General features: G+C 37.3%; 20 protein-coding genes and 1 pseudogene. 20 read left to right on the top strand and 1 reads right to left on the bottom strand.

The genetic code is table 11. The annotated features are described in order from the left end of the window. The first annotated feature begins 240 nt into the window (after positions 1–240). The 19 genes from trpE to ACR65M_RS02990 all read left to right on the top strand — a co-directional run bounded on the left by trpE (position 241) and on the right by ACR65M_RS02990 (position 18,297). Positions 241–1,758, top strand: a complete 1,518-nt coding sequence (gene trpE, locus ACR65M_RS03080) for an anthranilate synthase component I (RefSeq protein WP_440272519.1) — start codon at positions 241–243, stop codon at positions 1,756–1,758. After that, positions 1,751–2,785: an anthranilate phosphoribosyltransferase gene (trpD, locus tag ACR65M_RS03075; protein WP_341331044.1), complete on the top strand. Its 1,035-nt coding sequence runs from the start codon at positions 1,751–1,753 to the stop codon at positions 2,783–2,785. The genes trpE and trpD overlap by 8 nt, the downstream gene beginning before the upstream one ends. Further along, positions 2,766–3,545: an indole-3-glycerol phosphate synthase TrpC gene (gene trpC, locus ACR65M_RS03070; RefSeq protein ID WP_440272518.1), complete on the top strand. Its 780-nt coding sequence runs from the start codon at positions 2,766–2,768 to the stop codon at positions 3,543–3,545. Before trpD ends, trpC begins: the two co-directional genes overlap by 20 nt. Then, positions 3,526–4,182: a phosphoribosylanthranilate isomerase gene (locus ACR65M_RS03065; RefSeq protein ID WP_341331046.1), complete on the top strand. Its 657-nt coding sequence runs from the start codon at positions 3,526–3,528 to the stop codon at positions 4,180–4,182. Before trpC ends, ACR65M_RS03065 begins: the two co-directional genes overlap by 20 nt. After that, on the top strand, positions 4,163–5,395 hold the full coding sequence (gene trpB, locus ACR65M_RS03060) for a tryptophan synthase subunit beta (RefSeq protein ID WP_440272517.1): 1,233 nt from the start codon (positions 4,163–4,165) through the stop codon (positions 5,393–5,395). Before ACR65M_RS03065 ends, trpB begins: the two co-directional genes overlap by 20 nt. Then, a complete protein-coding gene (gene trpA, locus ACR65M_RS03055) occupies positions 5,358–6,185 on the top strand; it encodes a tryptophan synthase subunit alpha (protein ID WP_440272516.1) in 828 nt (275 codons plus the stop codon). Before trpB ends, trpA begins: the two co-directional genes overlap by 38 nt. A 178-nt stretch (positions 6,186–6,363) precedes the next feature. Beyond that, positions 6,364–7,461: a histidinol-phosphate transaminase gene (gene hisC / locus ACR65M_RS03050; RefSeq protein WP_440272515.1), complete on the top strand. Its 1,098-nt coding sequence runs from the start codon at positions 6,364–6,366 to the stop codon at positions 7,459–7,461. 56 nt (positions 7,462–7,517) lie between these two features. Further along, on the top strand, positions 7,518–8,630 hold the full coding sequence (locus ACR65M_RS03045) for a prephenate dehydrogenase (protein ID WP_341331050.1): 1,113 nt from the start codon (positions 7,518–7,520) through the stop codon (positions 8,628–8,630). 42 nt (positions 8,631–8,672) lie between these two features. Continuing rightward, positions 8,673–9,971, top strand: a complete 1,299-nt coding sequence (gene aroA, locus ACR65M_RS03040) for a 3-phosphoshikimate 1-carboxyvinyltransferase (protein ID WP_440272514.1) — start codon at positions 8,673–8,675, stop codon at positions 9,969–9,971. 127 nt (positions 9,972–10,098) lie between these two features. Then, positions 10,099–11,037 carry a hypothetical protein gene (locus ACR65M_RS03035; RefSeq protein WP_440272513.1) on the top strand — a complete coding sequence of 313 codons (939 nt, stop codon included), beginning with the start codon at positions 10,099–10,101 and terminating at the stop codon, positions 11,035–11,037. 21 nt (positions 11,038–11,058) lie between these two features. Next, positions 11,059–12,312 carry a tetratricopeptide repeat protein gene (locus tag ACR65M_RS03030; RefSeq protein ID WP_440272512.1) on the top strand — a complete coding sequence of 418 codons (1,254 nt, stop codon included), beginning with the start codon at positions 11,059–11,061 and terminating at the stop codon, positions 12,310–12,312. Positions 12,313–12,418: 106 nt separating this feature from the next. Further along, positions 12,419–12,955 carry a ReoY family proteolytic degradation factor gene (locus ACR65M_RS03025; RefSeq protein ID WP_121448972.1) on the top strand — a complete coding sequence of 179 codons (537 nt, stop codon included), beginning with the start codon at positions 12,419–12,421 and terminating at the stop codon, positions 12,953–12,955. Between the two features lie 122 nt (positions 12,956–13,077). Next, complete coding sequence (locus tag ACR65M_RS03020) at positions 13,078–13,536, top strand: YpiF family protein (RefSeq protein WP_440272511.1); 459 nt, start codon at positions 13,078–13,080, stop codon at positions 13,534–13,536. 190 nt (positions 13,537–13,726) lie between these two features. Next, complete coding sequence (locus tag ACR65M_RS03015) at positions 13,727–14,242, top strand: Rieske 2Fe-2S domain-containing protein (RefSeq protein ID WP_121448970.1); 516 nt, start codon at positions 13,727–13,729, stop codon at positions 14,240–14,242. A gap of 3 nt (positions 14,243–14,245) precedes the next feature. Beyond that, positions 14,246–14,920, top strand: coding sequence for a menaquinol-cytochrome c reductase cytochrome b subunit (qcrB, locus tag ACR65M_RS03010; protein WP_099351676.1), 675 nt, complete (start codon positions 14,246–14,248; stop codon positions 14,918–14,920). 157 nt (positions 14,921–15,077) lie between these two features. Next, positions 15,078–15,845, top strand: a complete 768-nt coding sequence (locus ACR65M_RS03005) for a c-type cytochrome (RefSeq protein WP_440272510.1) — start codon at positions 15,078–15,080, stop codon at positions 15,843–15,845. A 120-nt stretch (positions 15,846–15,965) separates the two neighbouring features. Next, positions 15,966–16,556 carry a lipoprotein heptaprenylglyceryl N-acetyltransferase LhaT gene (gene lhaT, locus ACR65M_RS03000; RefSeq protein WP_341331056.1) on the top strand — a complete coding sequence of 197 codons (591 nt, stop codon included), beginning with the start codon at positions 15,966–15,968 and terminating at the stop codon, positions 16,554–16,556. Positions 16,557–16,700: 144 nt separating this feature from the next. Next, on the top strand, positions 16,701–17,501 hold the full coding sequence (gene ypjB / locus ACR65M_RS02995; RefSeq protein ID WP_440272509.1) for a sporulation protein YpjB: 801 nt from the start codon (positions 16,701–16,703) through the stop codon (positions 17,499–17,501). A 118-nt stretch (positions 17,502–17,619) separates the two neighbouring features. Then, entirely contained in the window at positions 17,620–18,297 is a 678-nt protein-coding gene (locus ACR65M_RS02990) for a zinc metallopeptidase (protein ID WP_121448966.1), read from the top strand. Positions 18,298–18,337: 40 nt separating this feature from the next. Here the strand turns inward: ACR65M_RS02990 and ACR65M_RS02985 are convergent, their stop codons facing one another. Next, complete coding sequence (locus ACR65M_RS02985; protein WP_440272508.1) at positions 18,338–19,204, bottom strand: YitT family protein; 867 nt, start codon at positions 19,202–19,204, stop codon at positions 18,338–18,340. Positions 19,205–19,353: 149 nt separating this feature from the next. Between ACR65M_RS02985 and ACR65M_RS02980 the strand changes: the two are divergent. Then, positions 19,354–19,560: pseudogene (locus ACR65M_RS02980) on the top strand (MazG nucleotide pyrophosphohydrolase domain-containing protein); the annotation flags it as partial. Positions 19,561–19,632 lie beyond the last annotated feature (72 nt).

Below are 19,632 nucleotides of genomic sequence, written 5' to 3'. Positions count from 1 at the left end.
AATATTTGATAAAGTTAGAGTTTAGTAAGTTTTCTGAGAAGTTTAGAGTTGAGTTTAGGGTAGATGAGAATGAGAGAGTTTAGCCGAGGTTAGCAGAGTTTAGTTATGTTACTTCTACCCAAAGATACCAATGTGTCTTTGGGTTGTTTATTTTTATCGTTTTTTTTATAAAAAAGCGATTCCAATCTTCAAATACCTCCTAAATCCTCATTCTCCATATTTTATGGAGGAGTGAGCTGAATGAATACGTATGATTTTTCCTCGTTTGCGTCCGATGCAAAACAATATCGGACAATTCCGATTGTCAAACGTTTCTTAGTGGATACGTTGACACCCATTCAAATTTTTCAAAACCTAGAAAATGAAGCATCTTTTCTGCTTGAAAGTAAGGATCACGAATCCGAGTGGTCTAGGTATTCATTTATTGGCTTAAAGCCATTCCTGTTTATGGATGAAAATAAAGGTCACTATTACGTGAAAAATGAAAACCAGCAAAGCTTAGTGAAGAAACCAACGATGAAGGATGCATTCAACTGGATTAAGGATTACCTTGCCTTAAAGCCGCTGGATATCGAAATCCCCTTTTATGGAGGGGCAGTTGGGTATATTGGGTATGATGCAATTTCTACTTTTGAAAAGGTAGATGAGCACTCAAACAATGATTTAAACATGGAACGCTATCAATTTTTCTTTTGTGAAACGATTTTAGCGTTAGACCATCATTCACGCGAGTTAATTGTCGTTCATTTTGTTCGATTAAATGGTGGTGAAGATGAGCGGATTCAAAAAGCTGTTTTCGAACATGCTCGCTCAAAAATCAACATGTATTTGTCCCGTATTGTTCAAAACAAAGAACAAAGTGAAATGTTATTACTACCAAAATTACATGAAATACCGAATGTAAGAGATATAAAAACGAACTTCGAAAAACAGGATTTTCTAGATGCTGTTGTTAAAATAAAGGACTATATCACGGATGGAGATATTTTTCAGGCGGTTTTATCACAACGCTTTGAAATTCCGGTCTCAGTAAGTGGATTTCAGCTATACCGAATCTTACGAATGGTAAACCCCTCACCATATTTGTTTTATATCAAGATTAATGATATTGAAATCGTAGGAAGCTCACCAGAGCGTTTAATCAAAGTTCATAATAAACATCTTGAGATTCATCCAATTGCAGGTACAAGACGTAGAGGGAAGACGAAAGAAGAAGATGAAGCACTTGCATCGGAATTGCTTCAGGATGAAAAAGAGATGGCAGAGCATTATATGCTAGTCGATTTAGCACGTAATGATATTGGCAGGGTATCTACATTTGGTTCTGTTAAAACTCCTGTATTAATGGAAATTGGTCGATTTTCACATGTGATGCACATTATCTCAAAGGTCACAGGTGAATTAGATGAGAAAATTGATCCATTAGATGCGTTACAAGCAGCTTTCCCAGCAGGTACTGTATCTGGAGCACCTAAAATTCGAGCAATGCAAATTATCTCAGAGCTGGAACCTATGGCTCGAAACTTATATGCTGGCACAATTGCTTATATAGGCTTTGATGGAAATATAGATTCCTGTATTACAATTCGGACGGCGATTATAAAAGATGGTATTGCTTACGTTCAGGCGGGAGCAGGAATCGTTGCCGATTCAGTTCCAGAACACGAATGGATGGAAACTGTAAATAAAGCAAGTGCCTTAATTCAAACAATCCAATTAGCAGAAGAAGCATTCGATAAGGAGGATATTCATGTTTAAACAACTTTTAAATAAATGTATTACTGGCGAGGTATTAACAGAAGAAGAAAGCTATCGAGTGATGGACGTGATTATGTCTGGTGATGCAACTGCAAGCCAAATTGCGAGTTTACTTTCAATCCTTCGTTTTCGTGGCGAAACAGTCGATGAAATTACTGGCTTTGCAAGAGCGATGAGGGAGCATATGATGCAGCTCGATTATGAAAGTGATCAAGTAATAGACACTTGTGGGACAGGTGGGGATGGTGCTTCTACATTTAATATTTCAACTGCAGCTGCAATTATTGTATCTTCCATAGGAATAAAAGTTGCAAAGCACGGAAATCGAGCAGTGTCATCAAAAAGTGGTAGTGCGGATGTTTTAGAATATTTAGGTGTTGAGATTCAATCAACCAAAGAAGAAGCGAAAGATGCATTAAATAAACGAAATATGAGCTTTTTATTTGCACCTATCTATCATGCTGCGATGAAGCATGCCGTCACTCCAAGACAGGAAATTGGATTTCGAACAATTTTTAACCTATTAGGGCCGATGGCAAACCCAGCCAGATGTAAAAGGCAAGTGCTAGGTGTGTACTCAACAGAGTACGCTGAAAAAATGGCATATGCCCTTCAGAAACTCGGTTCTGAGCATATTTTATTTGTTTCAGGACGTGATGGACTTGATGAATGCAGTATTACAACTGAAACAGATATTGTGGAACTTAAAGACGGAGAGATTACAAGATTTGTTCTCTCACCTGAAGATGTCGACCTTCCCCGTGGAAATATGAAGGACATTCAAGTATCTTCCGTGGTTGAGAGCGCAAACCTTCTGCGGGATGTTTTGTATGGAAGAGCCAATCAAAGTGCAACGAATATTGTTTTATTAAATGCTGGTGCAGCTATTTACATCTCAGGAAAAGCGAACAGTATTCGTGAAGGTGTTGAAATGGCAAGAGAGGCTCTTGTAATGGGAATAGCAAGGAACCAATTTGAACAGCTAAGAAATCGTGAGGTGGAGTATTTTGCTAAACAAAATTCTTGAACAGAAAAAAATAGAAGTTAAAAACATTAAATATCCTGAGATTGACAGTGCTGTTAAACGAATTTCTCTATATGAAGCACTCTCTAATCCTAATCGATCCCTTGGTATCATTGCTGAGGTGAAAAAAGCATCACCTTCAAAGGGCGTGATCCGAGAAGATTTTCATCCAGTCAAGATTGGAACAGAATATGAAGCAGCAAAAGCGGATGCTATTTCAGTATTAACAGATGAACCATTTTTTCAGGGTTCAATTGAATATTTAATGGATATTAAGAAAAATGTAAATATTCCTGTTCTTCGAAAGGATTTTATCGTTGATGCAAAGCAGATAAAACAAAGTGAAAAAATCGGTGCAGATGCTATTTTATTAATTGGCGAAGCACTGGAGCCCAATCAATTACATGAATACTATTGTGAGGCATATGAAAAAGGCTTAGAGTGTCTTGTTGAAGTCCATTCTAGGGAAACGCTAGAGCAGGTTTGTAGCATTTTTACACCTAAAATCCTTGGTATTAATAATCGGAATTTGAAAGTATTTGAAACTTCGATTACACACACAGAGGAAATCGCAAAAGATGCTCCAGTAGATAGTCTTATTGTCAGTGAAAGTGGAATCCACACTCCACAGGATATTAAGTCCATTATGAAATATGGAGCAAAGGCAGCACTTATCGGAGAAGCATTTATGCGAGCAGAGTCCCCAGGAATTGGGATTAAGCAAATGTTTGGAGAGGTCCCTCATGCAACGTCCGCTTATTAAATATTGTGGAAATAAATCATTTGAGGACTTACAAGTGGTTGCTAAAAGCAATGCCGATTTTATCGGCTTTATTTTCGCATCCAGTAAGCGAAAAGTAAATCCTATTGAAGTGGAACAATGGTTACAAGAAATTGATCTGCAGGATAAACAAACCGTTGGGATCTTTGTTAATGCAGACTTGGAAGAGATAGAGACTGTATTGGAAAATGTACCTTTATCCGTTATCCAATGTCATGGTTCAGAGTCAGTTGATTTTATTAAACAACTAAAAAAGAAGACAGGGATTAATGTATGGAAGGTAATCCATCATGATGAACAAGCTCTTAGAACGATGGAGGAGTTTGCTGATGTAGCCGATGGTTATGTTGTTGATACAAAGATTGCAAATGTTTGGGGTGGCTCTGGTATCTCATTTGATTGGCAGTCAATTCCTATCTATCAACAAGAAGCAAGTCGACAAAGGGTTCCTTGTTTCATCGCAGGTGGAATAGGCCCTGAAAATATTGAAAGCCTACTAACCTATAAGATCGACGGGTTTGATATCTCGAGCGGGATTGAATATGCAGGTAAGAAAGATCAAACTATCATACAAACTATTGAGAAATGGGTGGATAAATTTGAAGAACGTACCAAATGAAAATGGTAGATTCGGAGACTTTGGTGGAAAATTTGTACCTGAAACATTAATGATGCCATTAGAAGAAATCGAAAGGGCATTAGACGAGGCATTTCAAGATGAAGAATTTCGTAACGAATATATTCGTATTTTAAAAGAATATTCAGGTCGACCTACAGCACTTACATATGCTGATCAGTTAACGAAAGAACTAGGTGGGGCGAAAATCTATTTAAAGCGTGAGGATTTAAATCATACTGGCGCACACAAAATCAACAATGCGATTGGTCAAGCGCTATTAGCAAAAAGAATGGGGAAGAAAAAAATAATAGCTGAAACAGGAGCTGGCCAACATGGTGTAGCAGCTGCTACAGTAGCCGCTAAATTTGGATTAGAATGTAAGGTTTTTATGGGTGTAGAGGATATTGAAAGGCAAAAGCTAAATGTGTTTCGAATGAGACTTTTAGGTGCTGAGGTCATTCCAGCCACAAGTGGGAATCAAACATTAAAGGATGCAACGAATGAAGCAATCCGTTATTGGGTACAAAATTGTGATGATCACTACTATATGATTGGCTCAGTAGTAGGTCCACATCCTTATCCAAAAATGGTCCGTGATTTCCAACGAATTATCGGTGACGAAGCAAGAGAACAGTTTTTAAAACGCGAAAATCAATTGCCTTCAACAGTCGTTGCCTGTGTAGGTGGCGGAAGTAATGCGATCGGGATGTTCTATCCGTTTCTAAATGATGATGTGCGTTTGGTCGGTGCTGAAGCAGCTGGAAAAGGTGTCGATACAATGTTACATGCAGCCACAATTACGAAAGGAACAAAAGGTATCATTCACGGGTCGCTAACGTACCTTCTTCAAGACGAGAACGGTCAAATTACAGAACCATATTCTATATCTGCTGGGTTGGATTACCCTGGTGTTGGCCCTGAACATGCATATCTTGCAAGCAGTGGAAGAGTGAAATATGAAAGTGTAACCGATCAAGAAGCTCTCGATGCATTGCAATTACTTACTCGTGTTGAAGGAATTATCCCAGCTATTGAATCCGCACATGCAATGGCCAAAGCAATCCAGTTGGCAAAAGAAATGTCACCAGAAGAATCGATCTTAGTTTGTTTATCCGGACGAGGAGACAAAGATGTTCACTCACTAATGACATATTTAGAAGAAAGGGGAGCTAAAAATGAACACAACCTTTACGAACCGGTTACCCAAGGCTGAAAAATTATTTATCCCATTTATCGTGGCAGGGGATCCTCATCCCGATGTGACAGTTGAAATTGCACTTACATTACAGGAGTCTGGTGCTTCAATCATAGAATTAGGGATACCATATTCAGATCCATTAGCAGATGGTCCTGTTATTCAAAGAGCATCTGGGCGTGCACTTAAAAATGGTGTTACATTAGAAAACTCAATGAAACTTGTTTCGGTTATGAGAAAAAAAGGTCTAAAAATTCCAGTAATTATCTTTACCTATTACAATCCTGTGCTACAATTAGGAGAAGAAAGCTTTTTTGCTTTAGCGCAACAAAATGGTATTGACGGACTACTTGTTCCCGACCTTCCTTTTGAAGAAAGTGAAGACCTCAGAAGAAAATGTGAAAGTGAAGGGTTAAAATTTATCTCTTTAGTTGCGCCAACTTCTTCAAGTCGAATTGAAAAGATCGCTACAAATGCACAAGGATTTTTATATTGTGTTTCATCCCTTGGTGTAACAGGTGTTCGAAATTCGCTTAATAATGAGGTATACTCATTTTTACAAGAGGTAAAACGCTATAGCAATATTCCTGTAGCAGTTGGGTTTGGTATTTCTAATTCTTCTCAAGTAGAAGCACTTAAAGATCATTGTGATGGGGTGATCATGGGAAGTGCCCTTATCCAAAAGATTGAAGAGTATCTACCAGAATTAGTGAATGAAGAAACAAGAGCTACCGCCTTATCCCATTTTAAAATTTTTGTAGATGATGTATTGCATCCCATTAACTTTATTCAGCAGAAGACTGAATAAAGTTAAAGCCTCCGGCGGATGCCACGATTTTTCAAAGGAAATTTTTCGATCCTAGATCAAAGACTAAGAACGCCACATCCTGTGGCAACGTCTTCATGACCCACTTCCTGTGGGCCTAAAAATCTGGCGCAAAATACGCCAAGAGCGCATTTGAATATGATAAGAGGTGTAGCTTCAGATGAATATCAAGGAACAGTTATTAGATTTAAAACCATATCAACCAGGAAAACCAATTGAAGAGGTAAAAAGAGAATACGGTTTAGAAAAGATTGTGAAATTAGCTTCAAATGAAAATCCTTATGGATGCTCAGCAAAAGTAAAAGAAGCAGTTAAAAACAGTTTGGACTCATTTGCGATTTACCCTGATGGCTATGCAACGGAGCTAAGGGAAAAGCTTGCAAAGCACTTAGGTGTTGATGGTTCACAACTTCTTTTTGGAAATGGGTCTGACGATGTCATTCACATTATTTCAGCTGCATTGCTTGCACCTGGCAAAAATACAGTTATGGCCAATCCGTCCTTTTCGCAGTACAAGCATAATGCCATTATTGAAGGGGCAGAAGTACGTGAGGTTGAGTTAATTGATGGTCATCATGATCTTAATGGAATGCTCAAGCAAATCGACGCGAATACTGAAATTGTCTGGGTTTGCTCTCCAAACAACCCATCAGGAGTGTATGTGAACTCAGAAAAACTTCATCATTTCTTGAAGGAAGTTCCAAAGGATGTCCTAATTGTAATGGATGAAGCTTATTATGAATTTGCAGCAAATGAAATAGATTATCCAAATACAGTTGCGCTTCTAAATGATTATCCCAATCTACTTGTTTTAAGGACTTTTTCAAAGGCTTATGGCCTTGGTGGACTACGCGTTGGCTATGCAATTGGAAATAGTGATTTCATCAATAAAATTGAGCCTGTCCGTCAGCCGTTCAATTCAAACCGAGTAGCTCAAATAGCAGCGGCCGCTGCAATAGAGGATCAAGACTTCATCGCTTCCTATGTTGAGAAAAATAAGCAAGGCTTGCAACAGTATTATAGTTTCTGTGAGGAAAATCAATTATCTTATTATCCATCGTTTGGTAATTTTATTTTGATTGATTTTAAGCAACCTGGTGATGATGTGTTTCGCTATTTATTGGAGCGAGGCTTCATTGTTCGCTCAGGAAATGCTTTGGGCTTTCCAACTAGCCTTCGAATTACTGTTGGCACTGAGGAACAAAACAGTGAACTTATAGCGATACTTTCAGAGATGCTAGCAAATCAAGAGAAGTAAAACTGTGGGGGTTCAATGTAACCCCCATTAGTGTTTCTATAATCGGTGGTGATGAGATGGGAAAAAATATATTAGTAATTGGACTTGGTTTAATTGGGGGTTCTATTGCTCTTGCAATAAAGAAGGAACATCCTTATGCTACAATTTATGGTTTTGATAGCAATACAGAATCATCACTGTTAGCAAAAACGTTACAAGTGATTGATGAAGTTGTATTTAATTTAGAGGATGTTGTACACACATGTGATTATATTTTTATTTCGGTTCCAGTAAAACAGACGATTGACATTATTCATGAGCTCAGCTCATATGAGCTAAAAGAAGAAGTGATCGTTTCTGATGTGGGGAGTACAAAACAGGAAATTGTTCAGACAGCAGATTCCATATTTGGGGAAATTGGTGTAACTTTTATCGGCGGCCATCCAATGGCTGGTTCTCATAAAAGTGGTGTGGTTGCTGCGAAGGAACATTTGTTCGAGAATGCTTTTTATATTTTTACACCACACAACGAATCGCCTTCTAGTAAACTTGGGGTAGAGCAACTTCAAGCATTATTAAAGGGAACAAAAGCGAATTTTGTTATTATGAGTCCTGAGGAGCATGACCGCGTTGCGGGTGTAATCAGTCATTTTCCACATATTGTTGCAGCCAGCCTTGTACATCAAGCTCTAAAATATGATCAGAAAAATGAACTGGTTCGACCATTAGCAGCAGGGGGTTTTCGAGATATTACTAGAATCGCATCTAGTAATCCGTCCATGTGGCGTGATATTTTATTACATAATCGAAATGTATTACTAGATTTGTTTGAAAATTGGATTGATGAGATGGAACAAATCCGAAAGTTTGTGGCAAGTGGAAATGGCGATGATATTTATAATTATTTTATGGATGCCAAAAACTTTCGCGATGGACTTCCTACTCGTACAAAAGGTGCAATACCTTCATTCTATGATTTATATGTTGATATTCCGGATTATCCTGGTGTCGTTTCGGAAATCACAGGTCTTCTTGCCCAAGAAAGAATTAGTATCACGAATATCAGAATTATTGAGACAAGAGAAGAAATCTACGGTGTTTTACGTATCAGCTTCCAAAGTGACGAGGATCGTGCCAAAGCTAAGTTATGTATCGAAAGCAAGACAAGTTATGAAACATTTAATGGATAGCTTTTAAAATATACAGAGGGGTATTTGATTAGGAGTGGTAATATGGATTCAATAAAACTGCGTACAAATATTAAAGGTCTTAATGGTTCAATTAATATTCCCGGTGATAAATCCATCTCCCATCGCTCTATTATGCTTGGGGCAATTGCAGAAGGGAAAACAATTGTGGATAATTTTTTACTTGGGGAAGACTGCTTAAGTACTATTAGTTGTTTTCAAAAACTTGGTGTGAAAATTACTCAGGATAAGGACCATGTAGAAATTGAAGGAGTAGGTTTTGAAGGGTTACGTGAACCAGATGTAGTACTAGATACAGGAAATTCTGGAACAACTACAAGACTAATGGTCGGACTTCTTTCCGGTATACCAATTCATACATGTGTGATTGGGGACGAGTCAATTGCAAAAAGGCCAATGAAACGGGTAACAGCACCATTAAGGCAAATGGGAGCAAAAATTGATGGAAGAGAAGATGGGAATTTTACTCCACTCTCAATTCGAGGTGGCGAATTACAGGGAATTGAGTATGTTTCTCCTGTTGCAAGTGCACAAGTAAAATCCTCAATCCTTCTAGCGGGTTTAAATGCAAAAGGGACTACATCTGTTACAGAGCCGCATAAATCAAGAGACCATACTGAACGTATGCTGCGTGCCTATGGCTGCGAAGTTGAAGAAGAAGGTCTGACTGTTAAAGTAAAAGGCGGACAGAAGCTTAAAGGGACAATTATTCAGGTTCCTGGGGATATTTCGTCTGCAGCATTTTTCCTGGTTGCAGGGGCAATTGTACCTAACAGTCGAATTACATTGAAAAATGTTGGAATGAATCCAACCAGGACAGGAATAATAGATGTGCTTATTAAAATGGGAGCGCGTCTAGAAATCGAGAATGAGAGAGTGGAAAATAACGAACCTATTGCTGATTTAACAATTCAAACATCTGAATTAAGAGGGATTGAAATAGCTGGTGACCTGATTCCACGATTAATTGATGAGATACCAGTCATTGCGCTTTTGGCAACACAGGCTGAAGGTAATACAATTATTAAAGATGCCGAGGAGCTTAAGGTAAAGGAAACCAACCGAATTGATACAGTTGTCGGCGAACTTTCCAAACTTGGAGCTTCAATTGAACCAACAGACGATGGAATGATTATTTCAGGTGAGAAGAAACAATTAACGGGTGGACAAGTTCATAGTCATGGAGACCACAGAATTGGCATGATGTTAGCTGTTGCAGCATGTATTGCGGGCGATGATGTGACTCTTGAAGATTATGCTTCCATTAAAGTTTCGTATCCAAGCTTTTTTGAACATCTTGATTTATTAATAAAGGAAGGTTAAGCATGAAAACCCGTGGAAAACTAAATTTCCATGGGTTTTCTGTTTTATTAAGAACTAAAATTAACATACATCCATCACTTTTTGCATAGCTTGTCTTAAGACTAAGTTTTGCGAAGGGGGAGGTTTGATGCCATATATATTAGAAAAAGCGAATGTTTTAAAAGACAATAGGGTTATAACATGCTCAATTCTTATAAAAAATCAACGCGTTGATTATATGAATGAAAACCTCAAAAGACTCTCTTTCATGAAGACAAATTTATCACAATACTTATTAACACCCGGTCATGTTATGATTAACTACTCCTTTTCGAAAGGGCTTTCATTTCAATCCTTTAAAATGGAAGTGACAGAAAAATACTTAAGAAAAGGTTGTACAACATTACTAGTCATAAGTGACGTAAAGAGCGAGCGCGAACTGGCCAATTCTCTAAAGAATACTAGGCATTTCCTGTTGAATAGTCCAATTGATTATTATTTAGGGATTCGTATTCCCCTTGAAGCTTTAACGCCATCTATCATTGTAGCCTGCAGGCGAAAAAAAATTCCAGTCATCATTGTCACTATTGAAAAAGCGGACGATCTATACAAGGTACCATGGGGATGGATTAGGGAATCGTACCACTCCTTTCAAATTCCAATCATCCCTGAATGGAATTTGAAAGAGAAGACGATTTTTAATAGTAATCGAAAGGAAGAGATCTGGAGGGTTATTACTGAAGAAAATCGAATTCCAACAATTCCGGATTGTCCGACTGAGAATGAACCATTGTCCTTTGATATGTTAAAAAAAGTTGGAATTTACCCAGATAAAGGGGATATACGTGTAGGTGGAGAACTTGATTATAATTTATATGAGCATGATTCAATAGGCTATTCAGTTGATGAAAAGCCAACTCTCGATTATCATAATCTTATACCCACACTCACCATGCATAAAGGTAATTTTACAAAAGTAGATGCAAATGTATACTTTCGTTCCGGCTATGGTAATGAATGTATAGTAAAAAAACCTGGCTTCTTTGCATCTTCGTATGATACAGATGTATTGGTGAAAGAGAGATAGGTAAGAGGAGTTAATGATTTCATGAATAAATTAGAGAATGCAATTCAGTTAGTTGAAGATGGTAATGTTGAAGAAGGCCTCAAAGCTTTAAAGAAGCTAAGAGAGTACTCAAATGATGATGATAAATACACTATTGCACAAAGTTACTATAAATGGGGTTTTGTTGAAGAAGCCAAAGAAATCGTTGAGGAACTAATCGCAAGATATCCTGATGAAGGTGAGCTCTTTGTATTTTTAGCGGAAATCATGATTGATTTAGATATGGAAGAGGAATCAATTGAAATTCTCGAGCAAATTTCAGAAGATGATCCAGTATACTTGGAATCCCTTGTTTTGCAGGCTGACTTGTTTCAAATGCAGGGTTTACACGAAGTGAGTGAGCAAAAGCTATTGTTAGCTAAGGAAAAATCAGACGATGAGCCTATCATTGATTTTGCATTAGCTGAATTGTATTTAACTCACGGCGAATACAACAAAAGTATTCCTTATTATGTGAAGGTTTTACAGAATAATGACGAAATTGCTGGTGTAAATGTTAACGCAAGAATCGCGGAAAGCTATAGTACAACAGGCAAGTTTGAAGAAGCTCTTCCGTATTATGAAGAAGCAATAAAAAAGCAAGAAGACAGTAATACTTTATTTGGTTTCGGCGTTACTGCTTTTCAGGCAAAATACTATAAAAAGGCTATCCAGATTCTTTCTAGACTAAAAGAGCTAGACCCGGACTATGGTTCACTTTATTTATACCTTGCTAAAGCATATGAAGAAGAAGGGAGCTTCACGGAAAGCTTTCAGATTCTCATAGAGGGCCTTGAAGTGGAGTCATTAAATAAAGAACTTACATTTTATGCAGGAAAAATATCTATGCTGCTTGGCGATAAAGAAAATACAGAGAAGTACCTACGTGCTGCAGTTGGAATTGATCCAGGATATGTGGAAGCAACTTTACAACTTTCAAAGTTCCTCTTGCGCGAAGAAAGATTCGAGGATGTTGTGGAATGCCTCGATAATGTCATGAGTTATGGCGAATATGATGAACAATTTGAGTGGGACCTCGGGTTTGCAAAAAATAAACTAGAACAATATTCGGATGCATTAAACCATTACCGTCATGCATATACTTCTTTTAAAGAAACTCCAGAGTTTTTAGAAGAGTTTGGATATTTTTTATTGGAGGACGGAAAACGGGAAGAGGCAATCGAAGTATTTAAGGAACTTCTTAAGCTTGACCCAATGAAGTACGAGGTTGAAGAATTAATATCCGAACTGGAATAAGCTTAAAGTTCTATTGTTTTTACCATCCTTTTGAAGGATATTTTGATGTCAATGTTGAAGTATAACATTAAAATTACTCCATACTAGCAGAGGAGGGAAGCATGCGATGACTACCCCTGTATCTGTCAACGAGAAAAAAGACTTCATTCGCTGGTTTCTGAATAATTATCAGCTAAAGAGAAGAGAGTGTGTTTGGATTTTAAATTATTTAATGAGCCATGACCAACTCATGAAAAATGTCCACTTTGTCGAGCAAGCCCAATACTGCCCTCGAGGAATCATTATGTCGACTCATTGTGTTGATGATGTACCCTTCCGTTTTTATAAGGAAAATGTCATGACCACGGATGCTGAAAAGTCATTTCATGATATTCGACTAAATAGGGAAGAAGAAATTTATATTCAATTAAATTTCAGATCCTCCTTCCATTCTCCGAATTATGTGGCTGTACTTGAAGAGAATCCATATATGCCGAAACATCTTCAAGTGAACGAACAGGATAAAGAACTGGCGAAAAAATTTCTTGAGGAATCCATTCATATGTTTCAAAAAGAACATCTGTTAAAGAGGATTGATGAGGCACTTGACAAACAGGATAAGACAGAGTTTAAAAGGCTAACTGAACAACTAAAACAATTATAGAGGGTTGTGTAACATTTGGGCTGACAAAGTGTGTCAGTCTTTTTTATTTGTCCAGAATATGGTATGGTAGTTTAGGAGTTTACCATTACTTCATAACGTAATTGAGAAAGGAAGCATACATAATGAAATGGGTAACCAAGGATATGGATGTCTATATTCAAGCAAAGGAATATGTTGATACAGCTGTCATTCCACTCATTCCTGTCTCGCTTGAAGGAAACTTAAAGAACACTGTTTCAATGGGGGAGTTTATTACCATTCTTTCAAATGAAGTGGAACGTCAATTTAAAGGAAGAATTATCTTATTTCCTGCGTTCACGTATTCAAATGGTGAAGAACTTGAAATGGCAAAGGCTCGATTAAATCAATGGACAAGCGATCTAAATAGTAGTGGTATGAAGCATACGATATTTATCACGTCTGATAGCAGCTGGAAACAGGTAGAATCCGATTTAAATGGATCCCTAATTTGGCTTCCTACTTTACCACTTGAATATGTTGAAGAAAAATATAAGCAAACAATGCTTCAAGATCAAATGAAACAACTGGTCACATTATTTACAAACATCTGGCAAAAATAATTCAACATTATTTAGCAATAATATTGAAAAATTCCTTACTTTTCCTAAGAAAGTCACATAGTTGCCATTGTTTCGGTAAATCCTATTATTGACCTGTACCAAATATTGATATATCATGAGAATGTCCTAGTTTTAAATGTGTACAATTATGTCCGGAGTGGACTTAGCTTAGCATAGAGGGGGGAAAAAAATGAGCGAGAATAAACAACGGGTTTCAAGACGTCAATTTCTAAACTATACTCTAACAGGTGTAGGTGGATTCATGGCAGCTGGGATGTTAATGCCAATGGTTCGCTTTGCAATTGACCCATTACTTCAGCCGGAAGCTGAACACGACATGGTACAAGTGGTAAGTGTTGATAAGATTACAACTGAACCTCAAAAATTTGATTTTAAAATTAATCAAGTTGATGGATGGTATGAATCAGAGGTTCCAAATTCAGCATGGGTTTATAAGAAAGATAACGGCGACATTATTGCATTGTCACCGGTATGTAAGCACTTGGGGTGTGCGGTTTCTTGGGGTGAAGATCCAGCTAACCCAGACCGTTTCTTCTGTCCTTGTCATTATGGTTTATATGAAAAGGATGGTATCAACGTGCCAGGTACACCACCAATGGGCCCATTAGATGTATTTGACAGTGAAGTAAAAGATGGTTATCTATATTTAGGAAAAGCAAAACCAAATCCTGGAGGAGGCAAGTAATCAATGTTAAATAAGATTTTTGATTGGGTTGACGAACGACTTGATATTACTCCTCTATGGGCAGATATTGCAGACCATGAAGTTCCTGAGCACGTAAACCCAGCGCATCACTTTAGTGCGTTTGTTTATTGCTTTGGAGGACTAACATTCTTTATCGTCGTCATCCAAGTATTATCTGGTATGTTTTTAACGATGTACTATGTACCAGATATCATTAATGCATGGAATTCTGTTTATTACTTACAAAACGAAGTAGCATTTGGACAGATCGTTCGCGGAATGCATCACTGGGGAGCTAGTTTGGTTATCGTCATGATGTTCCTACATACCCTTCGTGTATTTTTCCAAGGTGCTTATAAAAAACCTCGTGAGCTTAACTGGATCGTGGGAGTATTAATTTTCTTTGTCATGTTAGCACTTGGTTTAACAGGTTACCTATTACCTTGGGATATGAAAGCGTTATTTGCAACAAAAGTTACAATCCAAATTGTTGAATCAGTTCCACTCATAGGGCCTTACTTAAAGACTCTAATTGCGGGACACCCTGAAATTGTTGGGGCACAGACTTTGACACGTTTCTTTGCTATTCATGTATTCTTCTTACCAGCAGCATTATTCGGTTTATTAGCTGCTCACTTTATCATGATTCGTCGTCAAGGTATTTCTGGTCCATTGTAGGATTGAATTTAACTTCATACTTGAAGTGTAAAGTGTGTAGTATGAAAATGGATTGATATGAACTAATAATTTTTCGAGCTTGCTCGATTGTATTATGAAAACAAGACAAACTCTTTTGAATGTAATGTAAATTCTCTAAAAAGGAGGGGGACTGATTATGCATCGCGGAAAAGGAATGAAATTTGTTGGGGACTCACGTGTTCCTGTTAGTAATAAAAAGCATATTCCTAAGGATTACTCTGAGTATCCAGGAAAAACAGAAGCGTTCTGGCCAAACTTCCTATTAAAAGAATGGTTAGTTGGTTCTGTTTTCTTAGTAGCTTTTCTTTGCTTAACAGCAGCACACCCGTCACCATTGGAAAAAGTCGCTGACCCGACTGCGGCAGGGTATATTCCATTACCAGACTGGTATTTCTTATTCATGTATCAATTGATTAAGTACACGTATGCATCAGGTGATTATAACATTATTGGTACACTCGTTATTCCGGGACTTGCGTTTGGAGCACTTTTACTAGCTCCATTCTTAGATCGTGGTCCAGAACGTAGACCATCTAAACGCCCAATTGCTACAGGTATGATGCTTTTAGCATTTGCTGCAACTGCTTACTTAACATGGGAATCAGCTTCTCAAGTAGACTGGGAGGCAAGAGCAGAATCTGCTAAAATTGTAGCAGAGGCTGAGATAGATAAGGAATCTGAAGGGTACTTACTATACCAAGACAAAGGTTGTATCGGATGTCACGGTGGTAACCTTGAAGGTGGACCAGCAGGTAAGGCGTTAGTTGATAACGGATTATCTCCTGAAGAAATCGCAGACATCGCGAAAAATGGTCAAGGTGCAATGCCTGCAGGTATCTTTGAAGGAACTGATGAAGAATTACAGAAGCTAGCTGAATTTATTTCAGGTGTAACTTCTAAATAATAAAAAAAGCTGACTTTTACAGTCAGCTTTTTTTTATGCTAAAATAACCTTTTTTAACTTGACAAAGAGACTGTTTTTAAGAGAATCTTGAGATAAGTAAATAGGAAAGTTGGTACAAAGATGAAGTGGATTACATATTTAATGGGGCAGCGCTGGGTGCTTTGGATTCTTTTACTTATAAACATACCCGGTACGATTTATGGGTATATCTGGTATGAGAGTCAACTAGACATCACACCTCCAAAATTTTTAATTTTTGTTCCAGATAGCCCTACAGCAAGTTTGTTTTTTTGTTTTGTGTTAATCGCGTTTTTACTGAGGAAGAATTGGCCGCTTATTGAAGCGTTAGCAATTGTTACCCTTTTTAAATATGGAATCTGGGCAGTAGTCATGAATATTCTTACTTATTTTGTGGACGGCCTAAATATATATGGGTATATGCTTATTTTTTCTCACCTAGGAATGGCAATTCAAGGGCTATTATATGCTCCGTATTATCGAATAAAGCCGGTTCATTTAGTAATTGCAGCTATATGGACCTTACATAATGATGTAATTGATTATGTTTTCTTCATGATGCCAAGGTATAGTGTGTTGGATCAATATATCCCTCAAATCGGCTACTTCACATTTTGGTTAAGTATGGTGTCAATTTTAATTACCTATATGCTTTGTATAAAAAAAGAGCGTTATCAATTAGAGTTAAACTAATCAAATACACCTTGGTGTATTTTGCCGGAGGCTTTTTACTTTATTCACCAGAAGTTCGTAACTATTGATGAATAAAGTAAAATTAGTGGTCTACTCTTGTCCAATCTATCATACATTTTACTAGATGTTTGAGGAGGGACAAGTATGAAAATTTTTCGAATTATATGTATTATTTGCTTTATAGTTATGATTAATCCTATATCCATAAACGCCACCTCCAACGAAGAAAATTGGGATAAGCTCGATCAAATCTCAGATCAGGCACTGCAAATGGTGAAGCAAGAAAGATACAAGGATGCCAAGCAATTATTAACACATTTTTCAAATGAATTTTTACGAATGAATCAGCGTGAACAATCATTTTCAATGGATGACCTTCGAATTATTACAATGACCCATAATTCAGCATTTGAAGCTGTAAATTCAACTTCACTCAGTTTTGAGGAAAGGATTAATCTTGTTACACAATTCCGCTTGGTAATTGATGCAATGAGATCAGAGCATCAGCCGATGTGGACTGAAATGGAAGATTCCATTATGACGACCTTTGGGCAAATGAAGGAAACTGTTGAAGAAGGAGATACTGAAAACTTTAATCATCAACTAACAATTTTTCTATCAAAATATGATATGATCCATCCGAGTATTACGGTTGATATTACGCCAGAGGATGTTCAAAAAATTGATTCTCATATCGCATTTTTAGATACGTACCGAAATGAAGAACTTAAGTCGTCTACAAGAATCCAGCAACTTGAACAAATGGAAATGGATCTGAAGAATTTATTTGAACGCATGAAAGAGGACGAAGCCGATCCATCACTTATCTGGGTAATGATATCAACAGGTGGTGCCATTATTCTCACATTAATTTATGTTGGTTGGAAAAAATATAAAGGTGATAAACAAAAGCGACAAAAACAAAGAGATTATGATCAGCGATAACAGTGGGAGATAACCCGCTGTTTGTTTTTTAGGAGATTAAATTTTGTAAGCAAGTCAATTGACTTTGGGTCCTACTCAAATTAAAATTAAACTATACTATAAGTATGGAGGAAAAAAAATGATTTTTGTTTATTTTGCTTTAATCATTATCATTCCAATTTATGCGCAAATAAAAGTAAAAAGCGCATATAAGAAGTATTCACAAATCCCATCGTCATCTGGAATGACAGGTGCAGACGTAGCAAGAAGAATACTCGATCAAAATGGACTATATGATGTGAGAATCGAAGAAACACCTGGTGTACTATCAGACCATTATGACCCAAGATCCAAAGTCGTTCGACTATCAACAAACAATTACTATGGGAATTCAATTGCGGGTGCGGCAGTTGCAGCCCATGAGGTTGGACACGCAATTCAAGATCAACAAAACTACGCTTTCCTTCGCTTCCGCCATGCACTAGTACCGGTAGCGAACATTGGCTCAAACTTTTCATGGATTTTAATTATAGCAGGTATGATTTTTACTATACCAAGCTTAATGCTATACGGAATTATCTTTATGGCTGCAGCAGTATTATTCCAGCTTGTAACTCTACCAGTTGAATTCAATGCTTCATCGAGAGCAATGAATGAAATTGTATCAGCAGGAGTTATCCGAAACGATGAAGAGCGTGAAACTAAAAAGGTTTTGAATGCAGCGGCATTAACATACGTTGCAGCAGCTGCAGTAGCGGTATTAGAACTATTGAGATTAATCCTAATGTATACAGGAATGACTCGATCAGAAGAATAATAAAAAGCCAGTTATCAATTTGATAACTGGTTTTTTAAATTCATCGCTCTATTGGCTTTTTATTCTCATCTAGCGTAAAACCTTCACCGAGTACATCATGGACATCACTAACTGAAACAAAGGCATGTGGATCAACAGAGATGATTACCTGTTTTAAGCGACCAACCTCTCTACTACCCACAACACAATATAAGATATGCTTCTCTTGTTTCGTATACGACCCCATCCCCTTCAATATCGTTACACCACGTTCCATTTCATTTAGAATCTTTTCTGCAATTTTATCGTTCTGCTCTGAAATAATCATCGCACCTTTAGCAGCATACGCACCTTCCTGCATAAAATCTATCACTCTTGCCCCAATAAACACAGCCAGTAACGTATACATTGCCTCTCGATGAGATAGATAAAAAATAAGCGAAATCGTGATAACAACAGCATCAAATAAAAACATTGTCCTTCCCATTGGCCAACCCACGTATTTGCGAACTAGCCTGGCTATAATGTCTACCCCTCCAGTGGTTCCTCCATAGCGGAATATAATCCCTAGTCCAACCCCAATGAAAACACCCGCAAATAGAGCTGCAAGCATTAAATCCCCATCAAGTGGAATATCAAACTGATAGCGTTGAAATAACCACAAAAATATTGAAACACTAATAGTACCGATCATTGTATAGTAAAATGCAACACGGCCTAGTAGCTTCCACCCGATTATAAATAGTGGAATATTTAAGATTAGGTTCGTATAAGATGGATCGAATTCAAATAGAAAATAGAGCAAAAGAGTGATTCCAGTAAATCCACCTTCTGCAAGATTATTTTGCATATTGAAATGTACAATTCCAAACGAAAAGATGGCAGAGCCTAATAATATAAAAAAGATACTTTTGATCGTTAACTTCAATATGATTTACCCCCGAGATAGTAATAATTTGCCACTTTATTATAAAGTATGGGTAAATATCTGACAAATCATGTTATATAAAAGAAAAGTTTGTCAAAACTCTATATTTTAAGCTAACATAGGAAGAGAAACTTCATGAGGTGATAGAGATGGCAGATAAAACAATGAAACAGCTACAAGAAGAAGTAGATGAGTACATAAGCCAATTTAAAGAAGGATATTTCAGCCCTCTTGCATTACTAGCAAGATTGACAGAAGAATTGGGTGAACTTGCTAGAGAAGTTAATCACTATTACGGTGAAAAGCCTAAAAAGGATACAGAAACTGAAAAAAGCATGGCAGAAGAAACAGGAGATGGACTAACCTAAAATAGTGAGACAATATAAAACACCTCCAAAATGGCAATACTTGAGATAAGTATTGTGACA

It is taken from the genome of Ferdinandcohnia sp. SAFN-114 (assembly GCF_059415045.1).
This window is presented reverse-complemented; position numbering and strand designations above follow the sequence as displayed.

What these genes read in the sequence shown, in the direction of transcription:
- hisC (WP_440272515.1), top strand. Translation starts at nt 6,364, where the DNA reads ATGAATATCAAGGAACAGTTATTAGATTTAAAACCATATCAACCAGGA.
- ACR65M_RS03005 (WP_440272510.1), top strand. Translation starts at nt 15,078, where the DNA reads ATGCATCGCGGAAAAGGAATGAAATTTGTTGGGGACTCACGTGTTCCT.
- trpA (WP_440272516.1), top strand. Translation starts at nt 5,358, where the DNA reads ATGAACACAACCTTTACGAACCGGTTACCCAAGGCTGAAAAATTATTT.
- trpD (WP_341331044.1), top strand. Translation starts at nt 1,751, where the DNA reads ATGTTTAAACAACTTTTAAATAAATGTATTACTGGCGAGGTATTAACA.
- qcrB (WP_099351676.1), top strand. Translation starts at nt 14,246, where the DNA reads ATGTTAAATAAGATTTTTGATTGGGTTGACGAACGACTTGATATTACT.
- ACR65M_RS03025 (WP_121448972.1), top strand. Translation starts at nt 12,419, where the DNA reads ATGACTACCCCTGTATCTGTCAACGAGAAAAAAGACTTCATTCGCTGG.
- ACR65M_RS03020 (WP_440272511.1), top strand. Translation starts at nt 13,078, where the DNA reads ATGAAATGGGTAACCAAGGATATGGATGTCTATATTCAAGCAAAGGAA.
- ACR65M_RS03035 (WP_440272513.1), top strand. Translation starts at nt 10,099, where the DNA reads ATGCCATATATATTAGAAAAAGCGAATGTTTTAAAAGACAATAGGGTT.
- ypjB (WP_440272509.1), top strand. Translation starts at nt 16,701, where the DNA reads ATGAAAATTTTTCGAATTATATGTATTATTTGCTTTATAGTTATGATT.
- trpE (WP_440272519.1), top strand. Translation starts at nt 241, where the DNA reads ATGAATACGTATGATTTTTCCTCGTTTGCGTCCGATGCAAAACAATAT.
- ACR65M_RS03030 (WP_440272512.1), top strand. Translation starts at nt 11,059, where the DNA reads ATGAATAAATTAGAGAATGCAATTCAGTTAGTTGAAGATGGTAATGTT.
- ACR65M_RS03065 (WP_341331046.1), top strand. Translation starts at nt 3,526, where the DNA reads ATGCAACGTCCGCTTATTAAATATTGTGGAAATAAATCATTTGAGGAC.
- aroA (WP_440272514.1), top strand. Translation starts at nt 8,673, where the DNA reads ATGGATTCAATAAAACTGCGTACAAATATTAAAGGTCTTAATGGTTCA.
- ACR65M_RS03015 (WP_121448970.1), top strand. Translation starts at nt 13,727, where the DNA reads ATGAGCGAGAATAAACAACGGGTTTCAAGACGTCAATTTCTAAACTAT.
- ACR65M_RS02990 (WP_121448966.1), top strand. Translation starts at nt 17,620, where the DNA reads ATGATTTTTGTTTATTTTGCTTTAATCATTATCATTCCAATTTATGCG.
- ACR65M_RS03045 (WP_341331050.1), top strand. Translation starts at nt 7,518, where the DNA reads ATGGGAAAAAATATATTAGTAATTGGACTTGGTTTAATTGGGGGTTCT.
- lhaT (WP_341331056.1), top strand. Translation starts at nt 15,966, where the DNA reads ATGAAGTGGATTACATATTTAATGGGGCAGCGCTGGGTGCTTTGGATT.